Source organism: Photorhabdus machadonis (assembly GCF_052657765.1).
In genome coordinates this window covers 1,405,356-1,427,438 of the sequence record NZ_CP199761.1, presented here as the reverse complement: position 1 = coordinate 1,427,438, position 22,083 = coordinate 1,405,356, and the positions used below count along the sequence as shown (strand labels likewise).

Genomic DNA, 22,083 nt, shown 5'->3' with positions numbered 1-22,083 from the left:
CCCTACAAAAGTGAAAAGGCTTTATCAATGACCTCGTTGTCATAGGGCTGACTACCATTTTCTACGGTAATAACGGCCTTAATCAGTTTTGTCATAAATGCCTGATTAAACACATCAACAACTTGATCGCGGGTAACATCGGTGTCTTTACACACACAATTAATATAACCATCGGTATTATTCTCATTGGGCGGGGCCCAGCGAGAAATGATCCCCTTCACTGTTTTGAGACCATATTTTCTATTGTAATTATATAAAATTTTAATCATGGCCCGAATACCATATTCAGGGCTGACAAACTGACAGAACGATTTATCGGTACGCTGTGATTCAGACGCCAAACCCTGCCAGTCATCACCCCAACGGATATTGCCGGGGTTATTGTTTCGAATGCCTCTGCTCATCATTTACTCCTTTTGCTTATTGCCTGTTTTGTTATTAACCACTTTTCTTAAGATCTGACCAAAATAGTCAGTTCCCAGATAACCAATAATGACACTGCCGATGTAAGCCAAATCCGTGCTCATACCAAAGAAATCCAGCACATCACGAATAAACCAGGCAATCATGGCGCACATGATGGCATCCATAATTGTCGTCCAGAACTTACCTCCGTTATATCGACCTCTGAGATAAGCCATTGCAGCAGCCAGTGCCGCACCTATACCTTGCTCTTTGACTGACAGCAGCCATAACCATAGCTGCATCCAAATGTCAGGCTGTTTATCCATGTATTTCATCCTTTCCTCCCATTGATACAATGGGAATCCACAGGCTGCCGTGTAGCCTTAAATTTGAGTTAATAGGAATACTGCGAAATCAGTAGAATAAGAAAAGGCCACACATAGCGCAGCCTTAAATTTTGTAAGGTGATTACTTACATTTAGTATAATTCCGGGCTTATCAACAAATACCAGGGGTGTATCATTATGTATCAGGGAATGATAATAATTAACAGATATATAAATTATTAACGCATTAACTATTCCAACAAAATAACATCACCCCTGACAACCATTATTAATTTCTCTATAAAAACCAAATTTAAAATTTATTTTATTAATTTTCCAGCATCGCACCCTTAAATTAAAAGGCAAGGATTATTACCGTGCTTTTAATATAAAGTCCTTCAATACACGATAAATCTCTTCAGGTTGTTCAAGTATCCCTAAATGGGTCTTGGAATTTTCCAATCTCTTAACCTGGAAGAATGAATGTTCGGAGGAAAATTTTTGCTGCTCAAGTAAATAATTATCACTTCTGTCTAAAGAATAAATATGAATACATTGATGCCCTCCGGAAAAAACTTTCAATCGTTCTAAAGGAGAACCATATCTATTATATGCTCCCGCTATCGCCTTTCCGGCGGCTTCCCACACAGGGAAATCCACTTGTGACATTTCTTTAATTAAATGACTCATAATGATCTTATTATTTCCTCCCCCCATCCATAAATTAAATAAAGAATCTCTAGCTGGAATCCAATTTTCAGGATCTTGTAGGGGTTCTGTGGAACCAATGGCATTCGGTTAACCTCTTGCTGGGGCATCAAAAGAGTTCCATCGGGTTCTGGGACGCATAGATTTTCGTGGATAGTGCCTCCCAGGCCTCACCCGTTGAGTCATTCCGGCAAGTCCCTCTGAAAGAGCACAATAAAATGATTTTAAATGTTTTTTTATCCCCTGCATCAGCAAAGACAAGTGTTTTACAACGAGAAACAAACAGTTTTTGAAATTCAATTTCTGTTTATTTTCTCTGCTATCAATGCAGTCGCTATCGTTACCTCTGTGATTAATATCATTTTCCGATATCCTTGCCAGGTTCAGTAATAATATATGCGCTTGGATTTCTTGTCTGACACCTTTCTCACTCTGTGAATGGAAATCCTCAATGCAAAGGATTGACTTTGACAATTTATATAACTCTTCTATATTCCATCGATGATGATATAAATCATGAAAGGCTTCGGCTTCATAATATCCTTGTTCAACAAGAGTAGTGGCAAGAATATATTCACCATTTCGGTCAGTATGCTTTATTAGTCTTAATGTTAAGCATGGGAATTCTGAAAGAAGCTTTCTCTTTCTAAGATCTGACTTTACTGCTTCCGATGGCGTATAACTAACAATAAGATCATCTGAATTACTGTCAGAAAAATCTCTAATAGCCTTATTCCTGTTTCCCTCCTGTACTCTGAATACTGCATTCAGATTGTTTTGCATTACTTGATATAACAAGTAATAGCTAAAGTATCCCCGATCGAAGATCACGATAGCATTGCTATCTAAACACTGGAGATGCTTTTCGACACAAGCCCTCTCATTATTATGGTTAACAAAATCAACGTCATATATGATCGAATTCAATACATCATAGAGACAACTCATCATTGCATAGGGATAATGTCGTGATGTGTTTTTGGGTGTTTTATATCCATTTTCCAGCAACCCTCTGGGAATGTTTAATTTTGAGCCATCTATAGCAAACAGTCGATGTCCTTTCCATGTTTCGGGATGGGTATTATCTTCCCATACAGAAACGATATTTTTGTTTATGGTTTTTATTGCATCATCAGGTAATTTCATTCTGGCTTCGCACATTGATGAAGCCGAGACGGGCTTATGCTGAGGTAACGGTATTTTTTCACGAATGCACTCAGCCCATATTTCATTAATAATATAAGAGTATCCGTGGTTATTTTTCCCTGATATGATTTTCATGAGAAATAGAACAATCAATTTTGTGTCTATTGACCTTTTTCTTTTTCGCCAGGATTTGTCAATTTTTGAGCATGAATCAAAAAAAGTTTTGTTCAGAAAATGATATATATCCATCAGCATACTCTCCGGGGAAACTTAGATTTTTATAGCATAGTTGTTATCTTAACCGAATGCCATTGCTGAGCCGGATAGTTCCGTTTGCAACTTAAGGGATGTGCTTGGAATTCGGAAAATATCCTACGTTAAGCCCTTTTTCGTACAATCGAACATAAGACGTTCTACTTACCCAATCCCCCAGTAAGACCAACATATTGAAAATAAACCATGACAAATAAGTCTACCCAAATGTCATAGCCTAAAATCCTGTTATTTATTCCTTAGATCATTACTCATTTGTCATGTTCATTATAATCAGTACTTAAACGGCCGCTTTAGCTACGAATAAGCAACACGGTAACTAATTCAAGTTGTTACCAATTCTACTTTGGCTAAAAAATAGTCTTAGTGTAGGATATTTTCCGAATTCCAAGCGGACCCCCTTAAGGATAATGTATGCGTACATTAGCGTTAATCAAGAAAATCAGGACGCTAGAGTACATGCTTTTATAGCTATAGCATATGTTGACATATCCAAAAAATAGGCATATGCTTAACATATGTAAAAATCAGATTGAAAGAGATAATAAGGTGAGCATGATGAGAACTAGAACAGTTTCAATTTTCAAAAATGGAAATAATAGGGCTATTCGCCTACCTAGAGATTTTGATTTTGATGGAATTAATGAATTAGAAATTACTCGTGAAGGTGACCGCATTATTTTACGCCCAATAAAACCTAACTGGCTTTCATTTAGAGAAGAAGAAAAAGCAGATAATGATTTTTTGCTTGAACGTAATGATGTAATCGAGGATGGGCGGGTAGTTTTGTGAAAAAAATCTATATGCTCGATACAAATATTTGCTCTTTTATCATGAGAGAGCAACCAGATTTTTTACTTTTAAAATTACAAAGCCATGTAATGAAAGGTCATACAATTGTAGTTTCTGCAATTACCTATTCAGAAATGCGCTTTGGGGCAATAGGAAAGAAGGCATCACCTAAACATAATGTTTTGGTTGATGCCTTTTGTGAGCGTCTTGATGCAGTTCTACCCTGGGATAAAGAAGCAATAGATGCAACAGTTATGATAAAAAAATGCTTATCTGGTGTTGGGATGCCAATAGGTAATAATGACACTGCAATAGCAGGACATGCAATCTCTGTTAATGCAATATTGGTAACAAATAATACCCGTGAATTCTCACGAGTCGAAGGCCTTAAACTCGAAGACTGGACTAAACTCTAATAGGGGTTCCGTGGTCATTTCTGCAATAACACCCGCTAAGGAAAAGTGAAGTTCTTTGGATTGAAGCGCTTAGTGCGAACTGGCCTGTATCGTTCAAGGGGGCGGTCAATTTCGTTCCACAGGTAATCTCCGGTGAGTGATATATGACCCCACGGTAGTGGCGCCACGCTGGACAACAGCTCTTCCGGTATGATGATCCCCTGACTGCGAACGTAATCAACAGCCCGGCTGAGATAGACCGTGTTCCACAGGACTATTGCATTCACAACAAGGTTGAGGCCAGATGCCCTGTAAGCCATGGCCTCGGCCGCCCTGTTACGAAGTTCGCCAAGTTGGTGAAGAAAAATGGCGCGGGCAAGCGCATGACGGCTTTCGCCTTTGTTGAGGATGGCATGTGATCTGCGACGTAAGCGGGTATCAAGCAACCAGTCACAGATAAAAATAGAGCGTTCAATGCGTCCCATTTCACGCAGGGCCTGGTTGAGCCGGTTTTGTCTGGGGGAAGCCGCCAGTTTTTTCAGTATCACCGACGGTGGCACCAGACCAGCTCCGATAGAAGCCTTCAGCCGCAGTACCTCATCCCAGTGTTGCTCGATAACATCCATTCTGGCCCTTCCGGCAATCAGGGCATCAAGTGGCCTGTACTCCTCAGAGGGAGTAATGACGTACAGTCTGCGGTTCCCGAGGTTACGAATACGGGGAATGAGCCTGTAACCAAAGGAGTGAAACATCGAAAATGTTGTTTCAGTCGCACCGGCAGTATCAGTAGCATGTTCATGAATTTCCACTGAACTTTCGTTGTGAAGCAAACCGTCAAGTACGTAAGGCGCCTCACTCTCAGAGGCCTGGATCATTCTGGAGAAAAAGGACGCAAACCGGTTCGACAGAAAGCCATAAATCGACGCGCCTGGGCGCTTGCCGTATTTTGCATTGTATTCAAGGCTGGCTTCACCACGTCCGCCGGCAGGGAAGAACTGCCCGTCCGAGGATGATACATGACCATCCCCCCAGATTGCGGCAAAAGGATGTTCCTGCTGCGCATCGACCAGAACCGAGGTTGCAGACGCATAGGTTTCAGCGCGTAAATGACGATCCACCATTACCATCATCTGGTGAATGGTGACACCACGTGAACTCTGTGCCATTCGTTCTGCACCGGCATTCGTCGCATCGGCAAGGATCGCTGCCATAAGCGCTGCTTCGTCTTCTGCCTGTTCTCCGGTGCGATAATGGGTGAAACAATCGAGAAAATTGGTCCAGCTATGAACTTCAGCCAGCAGGCTGGTGATCCTGATGCGGGGGACCAGCATGTAAAGCTTACGGCTGAGAGTCGTAATTCTGTCGCTGTCTTCCTCGCGAACCGGTGACACAGACAGCCCTCTGTCGGAAAGCTCTGCATCGGGTATGGCATTATCAGCGGCGGCTTTTGCCAGCGCTTTAAGTTTTGTGTTGAGCGTGGCGGTTCGCTCTGCCCGCCATTCTGCAAAATTGTCCGGAATGGCAAGTCCGAGTCTGGATTCTGCCCGCATCTGGTCGAAAACATGACGCGGCAGAAGATAATCCTCAAAACTGCGCCAGGCCCGGCTGCCATCAACCCATATGTCACCGGTTTTCAGCCGATCCCGCAGGTGAACGAATACGGCGACCTCCCATGCCTGAAGATCTGTATTTTTACCCACCGGGCTGACACGCCGCTGCCATTTACGGGACATAAAATCGAGCGGGACCTGGTTGGGTGATTTTCGTCCGCGATAGAGCGCCCGAAGATGTCCGACAGCCAGCAAAACTGGCTCATTCGGGCGCAACGCCCTGAAAGAAAAAGTACCAAAAATGAGCCGCCCCAGCTTACGTAATGATTTTTGCCGGCCTATAAGCTCATCAAATTCGGTATTGCGATGGGGAGATGCTACGGAAGCCGCGGCCGCCATACTGGCGATCAAACCTTCCCAGCCGAGTGATGCGGTTATCGCTGATGCAAAATCTGTATTGCCGTCACGGGCTGCCAGAAGCGCCTGACCCAGCTTTATATGATCCAGAGCCACGATTTCGAGCACTTCAGCAGCTTTCAGTCGACGCTCCTTCTGGCTTATCTCTGCCTTACGCCTCGTGCTGCCAATCAATTTGCAGAACATATCAATAGCCAGATCGGTAATTGCCGCCTGCTTTTCAATGACAAAGGCTGCCAGCGTGGCATGGCGGCGTTCGGACGTCAGACGTTGTATCTCACGTGCATGTAAAACACGAGAGTCGCGGGCAATAATACCGTAACGGCTATTTTTGCCCATCCCCCGATAGGGTTCAAAGTTGATGAGGAAAAAAAGTACTCAGTTAGCGCTCAGATTTTAAGACTCTTTTGCCGTGTTCCCTGAGTGCCCCATCTGGCCCTACATACTTATAGAGAGCCTGTCTGCTAATCCCAAGCTCTTCACATAATTCAGATACGCTACAATCTCTACTCTTCATGGAAGCTTGTGCCAGGCGAACCTGAGATTTTGTGAGTTTAAAAGAACGCCCGCCTTCACGTCCTCTTGCTCTGGCCGCTGCCAGTCCTGCTTTTGTTCGTTCACTGATCAACTCCCGTTCAAATTCGGCCAGCGCGGCAAAAATCCCAAAGACCAATTTGCCACTGGCTGTCGTCGTATCAATTTCTGCACCTTGCCCGGTCAATACCTTAAATCCGATTTTTCGATCCGCAAGATCATGGATAGTATTCACCAGGTGTTTTAAGCTTCGGCCAAGCCTGTCAAGCTTCCATACCATTAATACATCGCCAGGCCTGAGGGCTTTCAAACAGGCATCCAATCCAGGACGTTTGTCTGACTTCCCTGATATTTCATCCTGATAAATGTTTTCTTTATTAACACCGGCAGCAAGTAAAGCATCCAGTTGAAGATCCTGCACCTGACTTCCATCAGATTTGGAGACACGGGTATACCCAATTCGCATGAACGACCTATTTTAATTGTTTAAGTTTTTCAATGGATTTGTTTTCTATCAGGATCTTCATTTGACTGACCGCAACGCGATTCAGCTTTTGAAACCTGTCGTTTGCAGAGAGGCCTTGCTCGATAAGTTCAGCATTAAAGCTTTCTAAATTAGATAACACGACAAGCTGTTCCAGTGTGGCATAGTCCCGTATATTGCCTTTTAGTTCCGGGTTCTCTTTACGCCAGTCGCTGGCTGTCTTGCCAAACAAAGCCAGATTCAATATATCGGCCTCATTAGCGTAAGCAAAGTTTCTTGCTTTTGGGTTAAGCTCCAGGGCGGGAATAATGTTCGTTTTTATTGACTCTGTATGAATATGATAGCTGACCTTGGCCAGAGTGCGCGAAACATTCCATTCCAGATTTTTCTGTTCATTTTCTGCTTGTTTGAGCCGTTGGAATTCTTTTAATAGATAGAGCTTAAACTCCGCGCTGATCCAGGAAGCAAACTCAAAAGCAATATCCCGATGTGCATAAGTTCCGCCATATCTGCCCGCTTTCGAGATGATCCCGATTGCATTGGTGGTTGTGATCCAACGTTTTGGCGTGAGAGAGAAACTGTTTGCGCCCGCTTCATGTTTAAATCCATCGAATTCGATGGAATTAAAATCGGGATTATGGAGCTGTTCCCACAAACCGATAAACTCAATGGTACTGCGGTTTCTCATCCAGTTTTGCAGAATGTAATCACCGCGGTCGCCATCTTTGTACTTAGCGATGTCAGATAGCGATATATAGTCATCTTGTTTGTCGGAAAAGACAGAGACTTTTATACCCCGAACATCAATTTTTTGCGCCATAAACCTTTTTTCTCGCTTTTGGTGTGTCAGTTAAACGAAGGTTTAAATGACAGCCTTGTTTTAGCCTAAATACGGATGGAAAGATGTAATATAAACTGTATATAAATCTATGTCTATTAAAGGTGGTAAGGAAAAGATAAAGTGACATACTCAATGTCACCCTGCCATATTAAGAATTAAAAAATGAATACCAATAAAAAGCGCCTGACTATACTGACTCAACCTGAAATTCAGGACTATTTTGGCCTGCCTCGATTTACTTTGGAGGAACGAGAATACTATTTCACCTTATCCGATACGGAGCATCAGATAATACCGCAAGGTTGGTCTGTTAACTCCAGGGTGAACTTTATTCTTATGCTTGGGTATTTTAAATCCAGGAAAATATTCTTTACCTACACGCTGGAAGATGTCATCACGGATATCTCTTATATTCTGGCTTGCCATTTCCCTGATCATTCTGCCGCCAATATAAAAGTTCCAGGCAAGACGACCCGGATACAACTGCAAAGACTTATTTGCCAGCATCTGAATTATCAACGCTATGGCAGTGTCATGGCAGAACAATTAGCTGAACTGGCCGCACGGGTTGTTAAAAGATCAGCTAAGCCTGTGTTTATCTTGCGGGCATTGTTAAGTCACCTCAATAAAAATCAGATCATTCCCCCTGTGTACAGTACTTTTCAGGATTTGATTGGACGATGTTTATCGGATGAGAGGAGGCGTATCTGTGACGGGTCCTGTGGAAGAACCCCCAGATCTGTAAACTTTGTGAGAGCTACGAGTTATCAACGTGCTTAAATGTGTTCAAAACACGGTAGATGGTTGCTTCGCCTAGCTTAAACTCCTTGGCTAACTGACCAATCGTAATGCCGGACTGACGCTTGAGATAAATATCATTTCGTATATCTTCGGTTAACTTAGCGGGGCGCCCGAATCTGACACCATTCTCTTTCGCTTTGGCGATCCCTTCCGCCTGGCGTTCACTGCGTAAGTCATTTTCAAACTCCGCGATGGTGGCCAGCATATTGAACATAAGACGCCCTGTTGAAGTTCGGGTATCTATATTTTGATCCAGAACGACCAAATCAATATTTTCTTGCTAAAAGCGACTAGAAATTTGTGATAAATGATCCACTGAACGTGCAAGCCGGTCTAATTTTGTGACGATCAGAGTATCACCTTCACGCAGGTAATCCATACAGGCTTGGTATTGCGGGCAGGGGTTACGCATGAAATTTTGGTAGGCTAAAATTGATTAAATAGCAGCGCTTCCATATAGCCATTATCCCACCCGGCTGATTTCCTACGGGCACTTAAACTCAGTTTACTGTTGGTATCTCGTTTAACGATATTGAGCGCCATTTTACGTAATTGGGCAAATATTCTTGTGGCGATCCGCTCTCTCATCCGTGAATCATCTTCTCGAAAAGTGACATCCAGTACCCAGTGTAAACTATTTTCTATAGCCCAATGTTTTCTTATGGCACCGAGTTGAAAGGCGGGAGAATCATGACAACTACTTAAATAATAACGAAAATAAGAGGTCACTGTGTCAGAATAGCGTTCTTGTCGTATCGTTTCCGTTACCAGAAGGGCCTGAATATCTGGCCAAGAACTTAAGTATTTTGTTTCTGATGTCAGCGGCAGAACCCACCCGCGTCGTCTGACGGTACGTCCGTGACTATCATCGAATTCATCATAGTCAGGTTTAAGATAAGGTTTTTGGGTTATCTGTTGTTGTTGAAAATAGTTAACAGCTTCCGAAAAAGTTTTCCCCTGATTGCCTTTAAGCGACAAAATATAATCAGCTTCACTCTCGCGTAATTGCTGAGCAATCATGCGTTGGCAACCCATCGCATCCATCGTCACGAGATGTCCTTTCAATGAAAGCATCGATAATAATGTGGGGATGGCCTTAATTTCGTTTGATTTTCCGTCTACTGCACACTGACATAAGCTGAGTCCTTTCTCAACCGAGAATGCACTCACCACATGTAGTGGGCTTTGTTCAATTTTCTTATCAAACGAATGGCGTAAACTTTTACCATCAATCGTAATGATCGTCCGCTTTTCTGAAGAGATGTCACAAGAAACCCACTGATAAAAATAACGTTCAAAGAGGTCGGGATTTAATAAACTGAAACAGCGTCGGAAAGTATCATGTGAGGGAATACCACCTTTGAGCGGAAGAAATGAACTCAGCCAATCCTTTTTTAGCTGGCCGTACTGTTCAATATCGGTCCAGGCGTTAGCCCCAGCAATGACAGCGCATACCGCGATCACTAAGATATCAATAAAACGGTGTTTGACCTTTCCCTGACAACGTGGATCTGGAAAATCAGAAAAGACATCCACTAATTCTTTCATCAGCGTTCCTCTAAAAACGAAGGAATTATCCACTAATTCTTTCATCAGCGTTCCTCTAAAAACGAAGGAATTATCCACTAAATATTTTCATGCGTAACCCCTGTCCCGCCTCCCTGTTTACTGTGACCAGCGTCTTGATGAAGCGCTACAGGGACTGAATGAAGCCTGGGAGAGAACGACCCACAATATTCGTGCAAATAACAATCCCGGCTTTTATGTTCGTGAAACCAAAACCGGACAACAACACTGGAGCCTGCGCTATGACAGCGTTGAAAAACTGGACGATGCTTTTTTCAAAAACTTACCCAAAGTCGATATTGCTAATATTGTCATGTTCATCGGTGAGTTGACTGATCTGTGGCGTGGATTTACTCACCTGAAAGATCGCTATACCAAGCGGAAAAAACCGCTACCGTTGGCAATTAATGCCTGTTTGCTGTCAGAAGCCTTTGGGTTTGGTGCGTTGAAAATGGCCGATATGTCAGATTTAGAACTCAGCCAGCTTCGCGCTGTACGAGAGGACTTTATCCGGGTTGATACACTTTGTGCGGCCAATGAAATCGTCAGTAATCATATTCATTCACTGGCAATCTTCAAACAGTGGAACCTCATGGATAACAAACTATTGGCTGATGCAGACGGGCAAAAGTTTGCGACCACGGACAGTACGATACAATCCCGTTATTCCAGAAAGTATCTGGGTAAAGGCCGTGGTATCTCGCTCTACACACTGCTCGCCAATTACGTGGCGGTGAATGCGAAAAATATCGGCCTGAACGAGTACGAAGGCCATTCGCTGTACGACATGATTTACAACAATAAAACGGAGATTGATATCCATATGGTGACAGGAGATAACCACTCCTTGAACAAGCTGAATTTTGTCACGCTGGATTCCATTGATGTGGATTATGTACCCAGCATCAAGAATGTGCGTCACGCCGCTGACGATATTTATTCAGCTACCTCCCTGGATTACGATACCGGTATCCTTAAGCCCAAAGGGGTGATTGATGTCGAACGTATCCGCTCTCAGCGGCGAGGCGTTCTGCGTATCTTGCTTTCATTGATCATGCAGGAAAATACCCAGAGCAATATCATCCGCAAACTGAACTCTCATGCCCGTTACGCCAGATTAAAAGCGGCGTTGTTTGAATATAATGCCCTCTTCAAGAGTACTCATGTCCTCAATCTGATTGATGATATGGCACTCAGAAAAGCGATCCGAAGTGCCCGAAACTGCACGGAAGCCTATCATCAGCTCCAAAGTAACATCCGAAAAACGTACAACGGTATCTTCAAGGGCAAAAAAATCGTTGAAAACCGGGTCAGTGCCCATGCGGCCAGATTGGTTGCCAACTGCATTATTGCCTACAACAGTATGATCCTGAATGCGGTCTACCAGAAGATGCAGGCCAACGGTGTCCCTCAAGAAATTATTGATGAGTTTACGCGAATTTCGCCGATTGCCTGGACACACACGTTGTTCACGGGACGATACAATTTTAAGAGAAATCACGGGAAAATTGATGTAGAAGCGATGGCAAGGATATTGGAATCTCACCTGAAACAACATTTTTGGCGGGATGACTAATCAGGATTTTCTCTCAAAGTTTACAGATCTGGGGGGTGTTCCACAGAACCCCATGATAATAAAAAATCCTTGTCAAAACATCTCGATGAAATGTACACCTATATCGAAAATAACGACATGATGATCCCGAATTACGGTGAAATGTACCGATATGGTGAACCTATTTCCTCTTCATTTGTTGAATCGACGATCAATGAAGTGATTGCCAAACGGATGGTGAAAAAGCAGCAAATGCAATGGAGCCAGCAAGGTGCGCATTACTTACTCCAGACACGTACAGCCGTACTGAATGATGATTTGAAAACCCAATTTGAGCACTGGTATCCGGGCATAAAGATACCATTTTCCCATTACTATTAATTAGTAACTTTAAGCGGCCACTTCAATGGCTAAACTACCTGCAAGGTTACGCGATGTTTTAACAAAAATGCCCCAGACTTTTTTATGCTCTCCCTGTAGATTATCCGGCGACTCTGGTAAATGAACTGCCCGTTTAGTCGTTGCTTATAAATAATAAAACACATTCTTCAAAAAATGAACTTTGAAAGTAAAAAATAAAAACATAGGATAATTTCATTGTATGATTGTTTAAGTTTTCGCACAATGCAGGGCGCATTTTTTCGAGTTAAATCAATAAGTGAGGTTATATATGTCCACAGGTATTGTCACTTTCAAAAATGATTGGGGTGAAGATATTTCTTCCATTACAATTCGCCATCGTAGAAGCAATGACCCAAATAAACAAGAGCAAGAGACGCTAAATAATATCCGTTCAGGAGAAACGGCTGAGAGTGTACTGAAAGTTACTTATGAAACAGGTTCAGGTTCGCCATATGATTATTGGTGGGTAAAGTTTATTACATCCAGTGGTCGGCTGTATACAATGAAAGACAATTTCTATTGTTCTATTGGTAGTAATGATAATGGTAATGTCACATTGAGAATCGATGGAGCCACTCAAGAAATGTATGTGACTTTCTCAGCTTCTAGTGGATGCGAGGTATCGATTTACCCATCAGTGCTTATCTTCGTAGATGAGCAAAAAGAAATTCACATTCCAGAAAGAATGGTGTAACAGTTTTACTGTCCTGGCCTCTCTAGTGCTTTAGGGGACTTCTGTCCCCTTGAGCTTTATTCGAAATCAACTTGTAGCTGTTCAGAGCTGAGTTTGTAAAGGAAAATATATGTTAAAGATAACCAAAAATATCTTCTTTGGAAGAAATAACCCATTCGGAATAATTCATGAGCCTCAGGCATCTAATATCCTAAAATATATCTCTAGCAATCAAGATGCCATAAATATATCTCCTAATATTCTCTTACCCGGATTTGTGGGGATTACGGTTGAGATTCTCGACCATACATCCGCGCTAAAATTTGGACTGCCTATGGTTTTTGACGTCTCTGATGGACATGCAAAAGACATATCAGCCAGCCGAAAATTGGGACAACTTCTTCTAAATGAGGCTGAAGTAACACTTTCAAATGAATCCGAAACATTCAATTCTTGCGGACAAATGCTTAGAAATGTCTCATATAATTCCTCAGATAAAGCCCGGCGCGATTCCCAAGAAACGCATTTTAAGAGTGGTATGACACACGGAAGTACCGTCCAATATGCAACATATAATTCCGCATGGTGGAATGACCCTGCACACTTGAGAGGCAATAATTGCTACGCATACGCATGCAACGTAAGGACAGATGGTAATACTCAGAGCAGCTGGCCTCACCCCGGTTTTTGCCAAAAAAGCAAAATCCCAGAATCTAATGAAGAACTTCTAGAAGGCGTGAGAAACGATCGTATTATCCGCCTTGAAGAAGGGATGAATCCCGTAAACGGAAGCAATGAAAGCCCCGCGTGGATAGTAGGGTTGGCTGCTGGTATTCCCAATAATGAGGAAACATGGGATTATCATTGGTACAGGAAAGTATGGCATGGGAACAACTCGGATAGCTATTATTGGGAGAGCGTAAAAAAATGTGGGGCACTTTTTTAACTCACTATAAATTAAGCAATTAAGCGTGCTTATCAGATAGCGGTGAGAACCACTCAATCGCCACAATTCCCCGTAACCTGAGTGGTTAAACTATTTTATCCAGCTTTCATTGAATCCATGCCCCACATTAATGAGATGGCCGCCCTCACCCTGTTAGCGATATATTGACAGCGTGTGATTTATTTTTTATTTAAGAGGCCACCATCATGAACACTATCGCATTGATTGGCATCGATCTTGGCAAGCATTCCTTTCATATCCATTGTCAGGATCAATCAGGAAAAGCGTTGCTGCGTAAAAAATTCACCCGAACTAAATTGATGGAATTCTTAGCTGGCTGCTCTCCGGCAATAGTGGTGATGGAAGCCTGTGCGGGCGCGCATTTCATGGCAAGACGGATCGCTGATTTTGGGCATGAGGCCAAGCTGATTTCACCGCAGTTTGTCCGCCCTTTTGTCAAAAGTAACAAGAATGATTTTATTGATGCGGAGGCTATCTGTGAAGCTGCTTCACGGCCCTCAATGCGTTTTGTTCAGCCCAGAACAGAAGCCCAACAAGCCATGCGCGCCCTGCACCGTGTCCGGGAATCGCTGGTCCGGGATAAAGTCAAAACCACCAATCAGATGCAGGCTTTCCTGCTTGAATTTGGTCTCAGCATGCCCAAGGGGATTGCCGTGATAAAACGGCTCTCTGCTGTGCTGGCTGAACATGAACTTCCTCCTTATTTGGTGCAGGTATTACTGCGGTTACAGGCACATTATCACTATCTGGTTGAGCAAATCACCGAAATTGAAACTGCTCTATCACAGGAGATTGCTCAGGATGATATCGGACAACGGCTGATGACGATCCCCGGCATTGGCCCCATCACGGCGAGTGTGCTTTCCTCACAACTGGGCGATAGGAAACAATACGCACACAGCCGGGATTTTTCAGCCTCGACGGGATTGGTGCCCCGCCAGTACAGTACCGGAGGAAAGACAACCTTATTGGGGATCAGTAAACGGGGTAACAAAACACTCCGGCAACTGTTGGTGCTCTGTGCCCGAACATTCATAATGCATATTGAGCATAGAAAGGGCAAACTGGCTGACTGGGTTAAGCAGCAACTTGAACGAAAGCATTCTAATATTGTGGCCTGTGCATTGGCTAATAAACTTGCCCGGATAGCCTGGGCTATTACGACAAAACACACGGTATTTGAAGCTTAAATCAAGCCTATTGTGAACAAATTTGAAACGAGACCCCACAGGTTTTGCGAAGACTGATAATTGATGACATGAACGGCCTACCGGCCTGATGAGAAACCTGGCATAAAAATTGGCTCCTTGAAGCCGACACACTTTTAAGGTTCATCAGGCGCGGAACTCATCGAGGCGCAGGTTCCTTGCCTATAGTGACGCCGGATAGATTTAAGCAAGCCCAAAATTCATCAAAATGAGTGTTGCAAAAACGAGGGCGACCATAGATTTTTACGCTCTCCATGAAAAAAAGGGCGCTATGCCCCTTTCCGATTAAAATTTCTTGTACACGTCTTTGCGGTGTCCAACGCTCAATGCAATGACCAGCAGCTTTTCATCTTCTATCGTGGCAATGAGACGGTAATCTCCGATGCGCCAGCGGATAAATTCGGCTTTATCACCTTTCAGGATTTTACCCATCAGGCGGGGATTCACCGCGTTGTTAATATGCGTCTCTATGTACTTCTGGATAACTCTCTGGTGTACCGCGTCGATTTTCTTAAACTCTTTGACAAACCGCTTTGTGTACTCTGTCCGGTAGCGTGTCATGCCTCACCACCTCAAACAGATTTAAACAGTTCGTCATGGCTGATTGTCGTTTTATCACTGAGATAGTCCTCATAGCTTTCAGCGGCGAGTTGTAAATCTAACTCGTCCTCGATTTTTTCCCTTACTGCACTTTTGCACAATTCGCTGAATGTTATCCCTTTGCCGTTCGCGTAGGATTCAAACAGGTGAAAATCTTCGTCATTCAACCGAATTGCTTTTGTCAGGTTTTTGTTCATATCCGCCTCCTTATTTATTGTTATACAATGTATAGCGATAAATAAGGAGCGTCAATAAAAAAGGGGCTTTATGCCCTTTCCTTTTTGTTAAAACATCGCGTAACCTTGCAGGTAGTTTAGCCATTGAAGTGGCCGCTTAAAGTTACTAATTAATAGTAATGGGAAAATGGTATCTTTATGCCCGGATACCAGTGCTCAAATTGGGTTTTCAAATCATCATTCAGTACGGCTGTACGTGTCTGGAGTAAGTAATGCGCACCTTGCTGGCTCCATTGCATTTGCTGCTTTTTCACCATCCGTTTGGCAATCACTTCATTGATCGTCGATTCAACAAATGAAGAGGAAATAGGTTCACCATATCGGTACATTTCACCGTAATTCGGGATCATCATGTCGTTATTTTCGATATAGGTGTACATTTCATCGAGATGTTTTGACAAGGATTTTTTATTATCATGGGGTTCTGTGGAACACCCCCCAGATCTGTAAACTTTGAGAGAAAATCCTGATTAGTCATCCCGCCAAAAATGTTGTTTCAGGTGAGATTCCAATATCCTTGCCATCGCTTCTACATCAATTTTCCCGTGATTTCTCTTAAAATTGTATCGTCCCGTGAACAACGTGTGTGTCCAGGCAATCGGCGAAATTCGCGTAAACTCATCAATAATTTCTTGAGGGACACCGTTGGCCTGCATCTTCTGGTAGACCGCATTCAGGATCATACTGTTGTAGGCAATAATGCAGTTGGCAACCAATCTGGCCGCATGGGCACTGACCCGGTTTTCAACGATTTTTTTGCCCTTGAAGATACCGTTGTAAGTTTTTCGGATGTTACTTTGGAGCTGATGATAGGCTTCCGTGCGGTTTCGGGCACTTCGGATCGCTTTTCTGAGTGCCATATCATCAATCAGATTGAGGACATGAGTGCTCTTGAAGAGGGCATTATATTCAAACAACGCCGCTTTTAATCTGGCGTAACGGGCATGAGAGTTCAGTTTGCGGATGATATTGCTCTGGGTATTTTCCTGCATGATCAATGAAAGCAAGATACGCAGAACGCCTCGCCGCTGAGAGCGGATACGTTCGACATCAATCACCCCTTTGGGCTTAAGGATACCGGTATCGTAATCCAGGGAGGTAGCTGAATAAATATCGTCAGCGGCGTGGCGCACATTCTTGATGCTGGGTACATAATCCACATCAATGGAATCCAGCGTGACAAAATTCAGCTTGTTCAAGGAGTGGTTATCTCCTGTCACCATATGGATATCAATCTCCGTTTTATTGTTGTAAATCATGTCGTACAGCGAATGGCCTTCGTACTCGTTCAGGCCGATATTTTTCGCATTCACCGCCACGTAATTGGCGAGCAGTGTGTAGAGCGAGATACCACGGCCTTTACCCAGATACTTTCTGGAATAACGGGATTGTATCGTACTGTCCGTGGTCGCAAACTTTTGCCCGTCTGCATCAGCCAATAGTTTGTTATCCATGAGGTTCCACTGTTTGAAGATTGCCAGTGAATGAATATGATTACTGACGATTTCATTGGCCGCACAAAGTGTATCAACCCGGATAAAATCCTCTCGTACAGCGCGAAGCTGGCTGAGTTCTAAATCTGACATATCGGCCATTTTCAACGCACCAAACCCAAAGGCTTCTGACAGCAAACAGGCATTAATTGCCAACGGTAGCGGTTTTTTCCGCTTGGTATAGCGATCTTTCAGGTGAGTAAATCCACGCCACAGATCAGTCAACTCACCGATGAACATGACAATATTAGCAATATCGACTTTGGGTAAGTTTTTGAAAAAAGCATCGTCCAGTTTTTCAACGCTGTCATAGCGCAGGCTCCAGTGTTGTTGTCCGGTTTTGGTTTCACGAACATAAAAGCCGGGATTGTTATTTGCACGAATATTGTGGGTCGTTCTCTCCCAGGCTTCATTCAGTCCCTGTAGCGCTTCATCAAGACGCTGGTCACAGTAAACAGGGAGGCGGGAATAACCAAACTCCACCGCGATCTTTTCAACGTTATCGACCAGCGCATCGTCAACCAGATCGGTATCAATATCACAGTACGAGACACTGTCATTGCAATACAGACGGCCCCGCTCAATCTCATGGAGAACCTTTAAATAGACAAAAAATTCAAATAAATACGGATCAATTCGGGTGTCCGAGGGTTTCCGCTTCAGGTAGATATTCATACTTTTGGGAAGGGTGAATCCCAGCTCATCACAGATTTTTAAAGCGGAGGGACTTTTACCGCTGGCATAATGTGTTTTCAACATAGGAATCAGTTCGCCGATTTCACTGTTTTTCTTGTAATATTCAAGTTTTACCCGGGTAAATATCGGACGCAGATACAATGAGAGCAAGCGGGAGGACTTACCGTAGTATTCCCACAACGCTGCCTTCTTATCAAAAGATTTACCTTCCAAAAATTCTGCCATGACTGAAAATTGTTCTTTAGGGAGCATACTGAACGCCACTTCATCCAGTTCAGCCTGACTCATGTTTGGGTTCCGCTCTGGAAACCATTTCAGAAACTTTGCCAGTCCGGGAAAGTCCGTGACAACTTTGGCACTGTGCTCCATGTGGGCTATCGACGCATAAATTTTACCCGCATCCATGATAGCCCGCGTGTGATAACAAAAACTCACAATCAGATTATCCATGATCTGCTGATAGCGGTGATAGACGAAACACAAGGCCTGTAGCCATTGTTGTGTTTTGCTCAGTCTGCGCAACCGGGAAGCAGCATATTGTTCGGCTATTTCCGCATAGTAACGGATGGCATTTTTTGACAACATAAGAGAAGGCAGAAAGTCTCTGGCAAACCGATAAAGATCTTCAATGCGTAATGCCTTGTCTACTTCCATTCTGACGGCGGTGTACTGAAAATCCTTTTGGTCGGCACGGATAATATTGAGGACGGTGATACCGTCATCCCGCTGTACTAACGCGGAAAGTTGCTCAGTAATTGCGGCAGGCAACAAGGAAACTGCTGCATTCAGGCGATTTTCCTCCACAATAAAGGCGTGGCTGAAAATATCCTGGAGTATTCGGTAGGACGGGAGCATCAATTTTTGATGCTCAAAGTATGCCAGCAGTTGACGAAACGCACTGTGCCCTTTGGGATAGTAACGCAACAAATAAGCGAGATGAGATTCTATTTCAGCTGTATATTGCGGAGACCAGTTTCGGTAACCAAAAAGCGAGAGTATAGCCTGCCGCTGGCTGCGCCTGTATTTTCGGGAGAGTGAACCTGTGAACCGGGCCGCATTAGTATCGCTATAATACGTGGTCACAATATACTGAACATCCTGGCTGACCTTATCAAGTGATAGGTTGAAAAACTGTTGTTTCGCCTTGAAATAGCCCAGTTGCAGGATGAAATGGATACGAGTCTGGGTATTGCGAAACTGTTCGAGAACAACCCGTTCTGCCGGGCTTAAGGAAAAATACAGGATTTGTTCGTGATCATTGAATTCGGGGCAGGCATAAAGTTCTTCGATTTCGGTATTGGATAATAAGTGAATACGCTTGATATTTTCCATTGTGAGTCCCGGATTCAATGAGGCCAGACAATCAAATCATTTCGCGTCCGTCCAGATGATTTGCCGGCACCATTCGTTTGTGCAGCACACCAAATATCACCGGTTGCCGTTCGTGGATGAGGTAATAAATGACATGACTGACATAAGGAAAACTCAATACGCCCGATCCGACGTCTGGCCTGTCTCTTCCCAGTGCAGGGGTAGAAGCCAGTAAACGAAAGGTTTGTTGAAGTCCTGACAGGTATTTTTCTGATTGCACCTCACCCCATTGTTGTACAGTAAAACGGCGAATTTCAATCAGATCGGCCTGGGCATCAGGCGTTAAACGGTAGTGTGATATGTCCATGATGGTTAATGATCCCTGGGAACGTCGATAATGCCCTCAGCAATACCCTGAGCCAGCATTTCCATTAGTTTGGCGAACCGGAAAAAACCGGTGTATTGCTGACAGATACCATCCAGCTGGGCAATTGATGCACTGTCTATCACCTGTTTGAAGGTATCCATATAGTCGTAACAGGTTTTCCGTAATTGCGCATCACCGGTTTCGGTTAGGGGAAAACGGGCAGCATAGTCATGTATACGTTTCACCCACCGTAATTGTTCTGCGCTAAGTCCGGCTACAGACATTTTTTTCTCCTCAATAGGTGAAATTCTAATCGTACTGACCTGATATCAGTTCATTAAAAAAAGCTTCGCCATCGAGGGTGTTACCGGATTCAATATCAACTCTGGCCTGTTCAGCTCTTGACTGCAATAATTTTAACCGGAGTGTTTCAATACTTTCGTATTCATCCATTGAGATAACCACCGCAACGGGTTTTCCGTTTTTATTGATTTGGATTGGGGCACGTTGTGCTTTGAGTAGCATGTCGCCAAACTGGGTTTTGGCTTCATTGGCAGAAAGAGCATCCATAATAGTCCTCTCATTGAATCATAGCATGATTCAAACAATATAAACGAATCGAACGACTCGATCAAATTTAAAGCTATTAAAAAGTATACTTTTTAATAGTCGCTGGAAATAGCTCTTAAAAGTCCTATCATAAGTACTCAATCAAATGGTCTAAAGGATAATGATAGGTTATGGCAAAAATTGGTTATGCGCGGGTCAGCTCAACAGGTCAAAGGCTAGGCGAAGCAACCATCTACCGTGTTTTGAACACATTTAAGCACGTTGATAACTCGTAGCTCTCACAAAGTTTACAGATCTGGGGGTTCTTCCACAGGACCCGTGAAACTGGGATAACGGAAAAATCTGGGGTTCCGGCGTAGCAATGGCATTCGGTTAAGATAACAACTATGCTATAAAAATCTAAGTTTCCCCGGAGAGTATGCTGATGGATATATATCATTTTCTGAACAAAACTTTTTTTGATTCATGCTCAAAAATTGACAAATCCTGGCGAAAAAGAAAAAGGTCAATAGACACAAAATTGATTGTTCTATTTCTCATGAAAATCATATCAGGGAAAAATAACCACGGATACTCTTATATTATTAATGAAATATGGGCTGAGTGCATTCGTGAAAAAATACCGTTACCTCAGCATAAGCCCGTCTCGGCTTCATCAATGTGCGAAGCCAGAATGAAATTACCTGATGATGCAATAAAAACCATAAACAAAAATATCGTTTCTGTATGGGAAGATAATACCCATCCCGAAACATGGAAAGGACATCGACTGTTTGCTATAGATGGCTCAAAATTAAACATTCCCAGAGGGTTGCTGGAAAATGGATATAAAACACCCAAAAACACATCACGACATTATCCCTATGCAATGATGAGTTGTCTCTATGATGTATTGAATTCGATCATATATGACGTTGATTTTGTTAACCATAATAATGAGAGGGCTTGTGTCGAAAAGCATCTCCAGTGTTTAGATAGCAATGCTATCGTGATCTTCGATCGGGGATACTTTAGCTATTACTTGTTATATCAAGTAATGCAAAACAATCTGAATGCAGTATTCAGAGTACAGGAGGGAAACAGGAATAAGGCTATTAGAGATTTTTCTGACAGTAATTCAGATGATCTTATTGTTAGTTATACGCCATCGGAAGCAGTAAAGTCAGATCTTAGAAAGAGAAAGCTTCTTTCAGAATTCCCATGCTTAACATTAAGACTAATAAAGCATACTGACCGAAATGGTGAATATATTCTTGCCACTACTCTTGTTGAACAAGGATATTATGAAGCCGAAGCCTTTCATGATTTATATCATCATCGATGGAATATAGAAGAGTTATATAAATTGTCAAAGTCAATCCTTTGCATTGAGGATTTCCATTCACAGAGTGAGAAAGGTGTCAGACAAGAAATCCAAGCGCATATATTATTACTGAACCTGGCAAGGATATCGGAAAATGATATTAATCACAGAGGTAACGATAGCGACTGCATTGATAGCAGAGAAAATAAACAGAAATTGAATTTCAAAAACTGTTTGTTTCTCGTTGTAAAACACTTGTCTTTGCTGATGCAGGGGATAAAAAAACATTTAAAATCATTTTATTGTGCTCTTTCAGAGGGACTTGCCGGAATGACTCAACGGGTGAGGCCTGGGAGGCACTATCCACGAAAATCTATGCGCCCCAGAACCCGATGGAACTCTTTTAATGCCCCAGCAAGAGGTTAACCGAATGCCATTGTCCGGCGTAGAACCCCTAATACAGA

General features: G+C 43.1%; 22 protein-coding genes and 4 pseudogenes. 9 read left to right on the top strand and 17 right to left on the bottom strand.

The genetic code is table 11. The annotated features are described in order from the left end of the window. Window positions 1-2: 2 nt before the first annotated feature. The 4 genes from ACUN2T_RS07200 to ACUN2T_RS07185 form a co-directional block, all read right to left on the bottom strand. Window positions 3-404, bottom strand: coding sequence for a structural protein (locus ACUN2T_RS07200; RefSeq protein ID WP_445497823.1), 402 nt, complete (start codon window positions 402-404; stop codon window positions 3-5). A gap of 3 nt (window positions 405-407) precedes the next feature. Continuing rightward, complete coding sequence (locus ACUN2T_RS07195; protein ID WP_046973759.1) at window positions 408-740, bottom strand: phage holin, lambda family; 333 nt, start codon at window positions 738-740, stop codon at window positions 408-410. Between the two features lie 363 nt (window positions 741-1,103). Next, the gene (locus ACUN2T_RS07190; RefSeq protein ID WP_445496887.1) at window positions 1,104-1,421 is read right to left on the bottom strand and encodes a hypothetical protein; all 318 of its coding nucleotides are present in this window, start codon (window positions 1,419-1,421) and stop codon (window positions 1,104-1,106) included. Window positions 1,422-1,529: 108 nt separating this feature from the next. Continuing rightward, window positions 1,530-2,834, bottom strand: coding sequence for an IS4 family transposase (locus ACUN2T_RS07185; protein WP_445494738.1), 1,305 nt, complete (start codon window positions 2,832-2,834; stop codon window positions 1,530-1,532). Window positions 2,835-3,416: 582 nt separating this feature from the next. Here ACUN2T_RS07185 and vapB point away from each other — a divergent pair. Then, window positions 3,417-3,650 carry a type II toxin-antitoxin system VapB family antitoxin gene (gene vapB / locus ACUN2T_RS07180; RefSeq protein WP_445497822.1) on the top strand — a complete coding sequence of 78 codons (234 nt, stop codon included), beginning with the start codon at window positions 3,417-3,419 and terminating at the stop codon, window positions 3,648-3,650. Further along, a complete protein-coding gene (locus ACUN2T_RS07175) occupies window positions 3,647-4,066 on the top strand; it encodes a type II toxin-antitoxin system VapC family toxin (protein ID WP_445496886.1) in 420 nt (139 codons plus the stop codon). Before vapB ends, ACUN2T_RS07175 begins: the two co-directional genes overlap by 4 nt. Before the next feature lie 35 nt (window positions 4,067-4,101). On the opposite strand, the pseudogene ACUN2T_RS07170 reads toward ACUN2T_RS07175, so the two are convergent. The 3 genes and pseudogenes from ACUN2T_RS07170 to ACUN2T_RS07160 form a co-directional block, all read right to left on the bottom strand. After that, a pseudogene (locus tag ACUN2T_RS07170) lies at window positions 4,102-6,339 on the bottom strand (Tn3 family transposase); the annotation flags it as partial. Window positions 6,340-6,394: 55 nt separating this feature from the next. Then, on the bottom strand, window positions 6,395-7,012 hold the full coding sequence (locus ACUN2T_RS07165) for a recombinase family protein (protein ID WP_323839596.1): 618 nt from the start codon (window positions 7,010-7,012) through the stop codon (window positions 6,395-6,397). Between the two features lie 7 nt (window positions 7,013-7,019). After that, complete coding sequence (locus tag ACUN2T_RS07160) at window positions 7,020-7,850, bottom strand: KilA-N domain-containing protein (RefSeq protein ID WP_445496885.1); 831 nt, start codon at window positions 7,848-7,850, stop codon at window positions 7,020-7,022. 183 nt (window positions 7,851-8,033) lie between these two features. Between ACUN2T_RS07160 and ACUN2T_RS07155 the strand changes: the two genes are divergently transcribed. Further along, window positions 8,034-8,651: a DUF4158 domain-containing protein gene (locus ACUN2T_RS07155; RefSeq protein WP_445496884.1), complete on the top strand. Its 618-nt coding sequence runs from the start codon at window positions 8,034-8,036 to the stop codon at window positions 8,649-8,651. Here ACUN2T_RS07155 and ACUN2T_RS07150 read toward each other — a convergent pair. The 3 genes and pseudogenes from ACUN2T_RS07150 to ACUN2T_RS07140 all read right to left on the bottom strand — a co-directional run bounded on the left by ACUN2T_RS07150 (window position 8,629) and on the right by ACUN2T_RS07140 (window position 10,265). After that, a complete protein-coding gene (locus ACUN2T_RS07150) occupies window positions 8,629-8,877 on the bottom strand; it encodes a helix-turn-helix domain-containing protein (protein ID WP_445497821.1) in 249 nt (82 codons plus the stop codon). The genes ACUN2T_RS07155 and ACUN2T_RS07150 overlap by 23 nt on opposite strands. After that, window positions 8,851-9,051: pseudogene (locus ACUN2T_RS07145) on the bottom strand (recombinase family protein); the annotation flags it as partial. The pseudogene ACUN2T_RS07145 and the gene ACUN2T_RS07150, both read right to left, overlap by 27 nt. 47 nt (window positions 9,052-9,098) lie before the next feature. After that, window positions 9,099-10,265 (bottom strand): ISAs1 family transposase, encoded by a 1,167-nt coding sequence (locus ACUN2T_RS07140; RefSeq protein ID WP_445494376.1) that lies wholly within the window; start codon window positions 10,263-10,265, stop codon window positions 9,099-9,101. Window positions 10,266-10,551: 286 nt separating this feature from the next. On the opposite strand from ACUN2T_RS07140, the gene ACUN2T_RS07135 reads away from it, so the two are divergent. The 5 genes and pseudogenes from ACUN2T_RS07135 to ACUN2T_RS07115 all read left to right on the top strand — a co-directional run bounded on the left by ACUN2T_RS07135 (window position 10,552) and on the right by ACUN2T_RS07115 (window position 15,025). Next, window positions 10,552-11,814 (top strand): Tn3 family transposase, encoded by a 1,263-nt coding sequence (locus ACUN2T_RS07135; RefSeq protein ID WP_445496883.1) that lies wholly within the window; start codon window positions 10,552-10,554, stop codon window positions 11,812-11,814. A 57-nt stretch (window positions 11,815-11,871) separates the two neighbouring features. After that, window positions 11,872-12,174 (top strand): annotated as a pseudogene (locus tag ACUN2T_RS07130) (ISKra4 family transposase); the annotation flags it as partial. 289 nt (window positions 12,175-12,463) lie between these two features. Further along, a complete protein-coding gene (locus ACUN2T_RS07125) occupies window positions 12,464-12,889 on the top strand; it encodes a hypothetical protein (protein WP_445496882.1) in 426 nt (141 codons plus the stop codon). A 109-nt stretch (window positions 12,890-12,998) separates the two neighbouring features. Then, window positions 12,999-13,814 (top strand): hypothetical protein, encoded by an 816-nt coding sequence (locus ACUN2T_RS07120; RefSeq protein WP_445496881.1) that lies wholly within the window; start codon window positions 12,999-13,001, stop codon window positions 13,812-13,814. A gap of 206 nt (window positions 13,815-14,020) precedes the next feature. Next, window positions 14,021-15,025 carry an IS110 family transposase gene (locus ACUN2T_RS07115; protein ID WP_445496880.1) on the top strand — a complete coding sequence of 335 codons (1,005 nt, stop codon included), beginning with the start codon at window positions 14,021-14,023 and terminating at the stop codon, window positions 15,023-15,025. Window positions 15,026-15,328: 303 nt separating this feature from the next. Here the strand turns inward: ACUN2T_RS07115 and ACUN2T_RS07110 are convergent, their stop codons facing one another. From ACUN2T_RS07110 to ACUN2T_RS07080, 7 genes and pseudogenes are all read right to left on the bottom strand, one after another. Beyond that, window positions 15,329-15,604 carry a type II toxin-antitoxin system RelE family toxin gene (locus tag ACUN2T_RS07110; protein ID WP_054481487.1) on the bottom strand — a complete coding sequence of 92 codons (276 nt, stop codon included), beginning with the start codon at window positions 15,602-15,604 and terminating at the stop codon, window positions 15,329-15,331. A gap of 11 nt (window positions 15,605-15,615) precedes the next feature. Next, window positions 15,616-15,840, bottom strand: coding sequence for a type II toxin-antitoxin system RelB family antitoxin (relB, locus tag ACUN2T_RS07105; protein WP_445496879.1), 225 nt, complete (start codon window positions 15,838-15,840; stop codon window positions 15,616-15,618). Between the two features lie 149 nt (window positions 15,841-15,989). Further along, window positions 15,990-16,292 (bottom strand): annotated as a pseudogene (locus ACUN2T_RS07100) (ISKra4 family transposase); the annotation flags it as partial. 57 nt (window positions 16,293-16,349) lie between these two features. Then, on the bottom strand, window positions 16,350-19,400 hold the full coding sequence (locus tag ACUN2T_RS07095; protein WP_445496877.1) for a Tn3 family transposase: 3,051 nt from the start codon (window positions 19,398-19,400) through the stop codon (window positions 16,350-16,352). Window positions 19,401-19,431: 31 nt separating this feature from the next. Further along, entirely contained in the window at window positions 19,432-19,746 is a 315-nt protein-coding gene (locus tag ACUN2T_RS07090; protein ID WP_023043805.1) for a type II toxin-antitoxin system RelE/ParE family toxin, read from the bottom strand. 5 nt (window positions 19,747-19,751) lie between these two features. Further along, window positions 19,752-20,030, bottom strand: a complete 279-nt coding sequence (locus ACUN2T_RS07085) for an arylsulfatase regulator (protein ID WP_338885770.1) — start codon at window positions 20,028-20,030, stop codon at window positions 19,752-19,754. A gap of 25 nt (window positions 20,031-20,055) precedes the next feature. Beyond that, window positions 20,056-20,316: a type II toxin-antitoxin system Phd/YefM family antitoxin gene (locus ACUN2T_RS07080; RefSeq protein ID WP_023043807.1), complete on the bottom strand. Its 261-nt coding sequence runs from the start codon at window positions 20,314-20,316 to the stop codon at window positions 20,056-20,058. Between the two features lie 418 nt (window positions 20,317-20,734). Here ACUN2T_RS07080 and ACUN2T_RS07075 point away from each other — a divergent pair, with 418 nt between their 5' ends. Beyond that, window positions 20,735-22,045 (top strand): IS4 family transposase, encoded by a 1,311-nt coding sequence (locus ACUN2T_RS07075; RefSeq protein ID WP_445493835.1) that lies wholly within the window; start codon window positions 20,735-20,737, stop codon window positions 22,043-22,045. The last annotated feature ends 38 nt before the right edge of the window (window positions 22,046-22,083 follow it).

What these genes read in the sequence shown, in the direction of transcription:
- ACUN2T_RS07115 (WP_445496880.1), top strand. Translation starts at nt 14,021, where the DNA reads ATGAACACTATCGCATTGATTGGCATCGATCTTGGCAAGCATTCCTTT.
- ACUN2T_RS07135 (WP_445496883.1), top strand. Translation starts at nt 10,552, where the DNA reads ATGTTCATCGGTGAGTTGACTGATCTGTGGCGTGGATTTACTCACCTG.
- ACUN2T_RS07085 (WP_338885770.1), bottom strand. Translation starts at nt 20,030, where the DNA reads ATGTCTGTAGCCGGACTTAGCGCAGAACAATTACGGTGGGTGAAACGT.
- ACUN2T_RS07075 (WP_445493835.1), top strand. Translation starts at nt 20,735, where the DNA reads ATGCTGATGGATATATATCATTTTCTGAACAAAACTTTTTTTGATTCA.
- ACUN2T_RS07185 (WP_445494738.1), bottom strand. Translation starts at nt 2,834, where the DNA reads ATGGATATATATCATTTTCTGAACAAAACTTTTTTTGATTCATGCTCA.
- ACUN2T_RS07090 (WP_023043805.1), bottom strand. Translation starts at nt 19,746, where the DNA reads ATGGACATATCACACTACCGTTTAACGCCTGATGCCCAGGCCGATCTG.
- ACUN2T_RS07150 (WP_445497821.1), bottom strand. Translation starts at nt 8,877, where the DNA reads ATGCTGGCCACCATCGCGGAGTTTGAAAATGACTTACGCAGTGAACGC.
- ACUN2T_RS07125 (WP_445496882.1), top strand. Translation starts at nt 12,464, where the DNA reads ATGTCCACAGGTATTGTCACTTTCAAAAATGATTGGGGTGAAGATATT.
- ACUN2T_RS07140 (WP_445494376.1), bottom strand. Translation starts at nt 10,265, where the DNA reads ATGAAAGAATTAGTGGATAATTCCTTCGTTTTTAGAGGAACGCTGATG.
- ACUN2T_RS07190 (WP_445496887.1), bottom strand. Translation starts at nt 1,421, where the DNA reads ATGAGTCATTTAATTAAAGAAATGTCACAAGTGGATTTCCCTGTGTGG.
- vapB (WP_445497822.1), top strand. Translation starts at nt 3,417, where the DNA reads ATGAGAACTAGAACAGTTTCAATTTTCAAAAATGGAAATAATAGGGCT.
- ACUN2T_RS07200 (WP_445497823.1), bottom strand. Translation starts at nt 404, where the DNA reads ATGAGCAGAGGCATTCGAAACAATAACCCCGGCAATATCCGTTGGGGT.
- ACUN2T_RS07095 (WP_445496877.1), bottom strand. Translation starts at nt 19,400, where the DNA reads ATGGAAAATATCAAGCGTATTCACTTATTATCCAATACCGAAATCGAA.
- ACUN2T_RS07160 (WP_445496885.1), bottom strand. Translation starts at nt 7,850, where the DNA reads ATGGCGCAAAAAATTGATGTTCGGGGTATAAAAGTCTCTGTCTTTTCC.
- ACUN2T_RS07110 (WP_054481487.1), bottom strand. Translation starts at nt 15,604, where the DNA reads ATGACACGCTACCGGACAGAGTACACAAAGCGGTTTGTCAAAGAGTTT.
- ACUN2T_RS07080 (WP_023043807.1), bottom strand. Translation starts at nt 20,316, where the DNA reads ATGGATGCTCTTTCTGCCAATGAAGCCAAAACCCAGTTTGGCGACATG.
- ACUN2T_RS07120 (WP_445496881.1), top strand. Translation starts at nt 12,999, where the DNA reads ATGTTAAAGATAACCAAAAATATCTTCTTTGGAAGAAATAACCCATTC.
- ACUN2T_RS07155 (WP_445496884.1), top strand. Translation starts at nt 8,034, where the DNA reads ATGAATACCAATAAAAAGCGCCTGACTATACTGACTCAACCTGAAATT.
- ACUN2T_RS07165 (WP_323839596.1), bottom strand. Translation starts at nt 7,012, where the DNA reads ATGCGAATTGGGTATACCCGTGTCTCCAAATCTGATGGAAGTCAGGTG.
- relB (WP_445496879.1), bottom strand. Translation starts at nt 15,840, where the DNA reads ATGAACAAAAACCTGACAAAAGCAATTCGGTTGAATGACGAAGATTTT.
- ACUN2T_RS07195 (WP_046973759.1), bottom strand. Translation starts at nt 740, where the DNA reads ATGAAATACATGGATAAACAGCCTGACATTTGGATGCAGCTATGGTTA.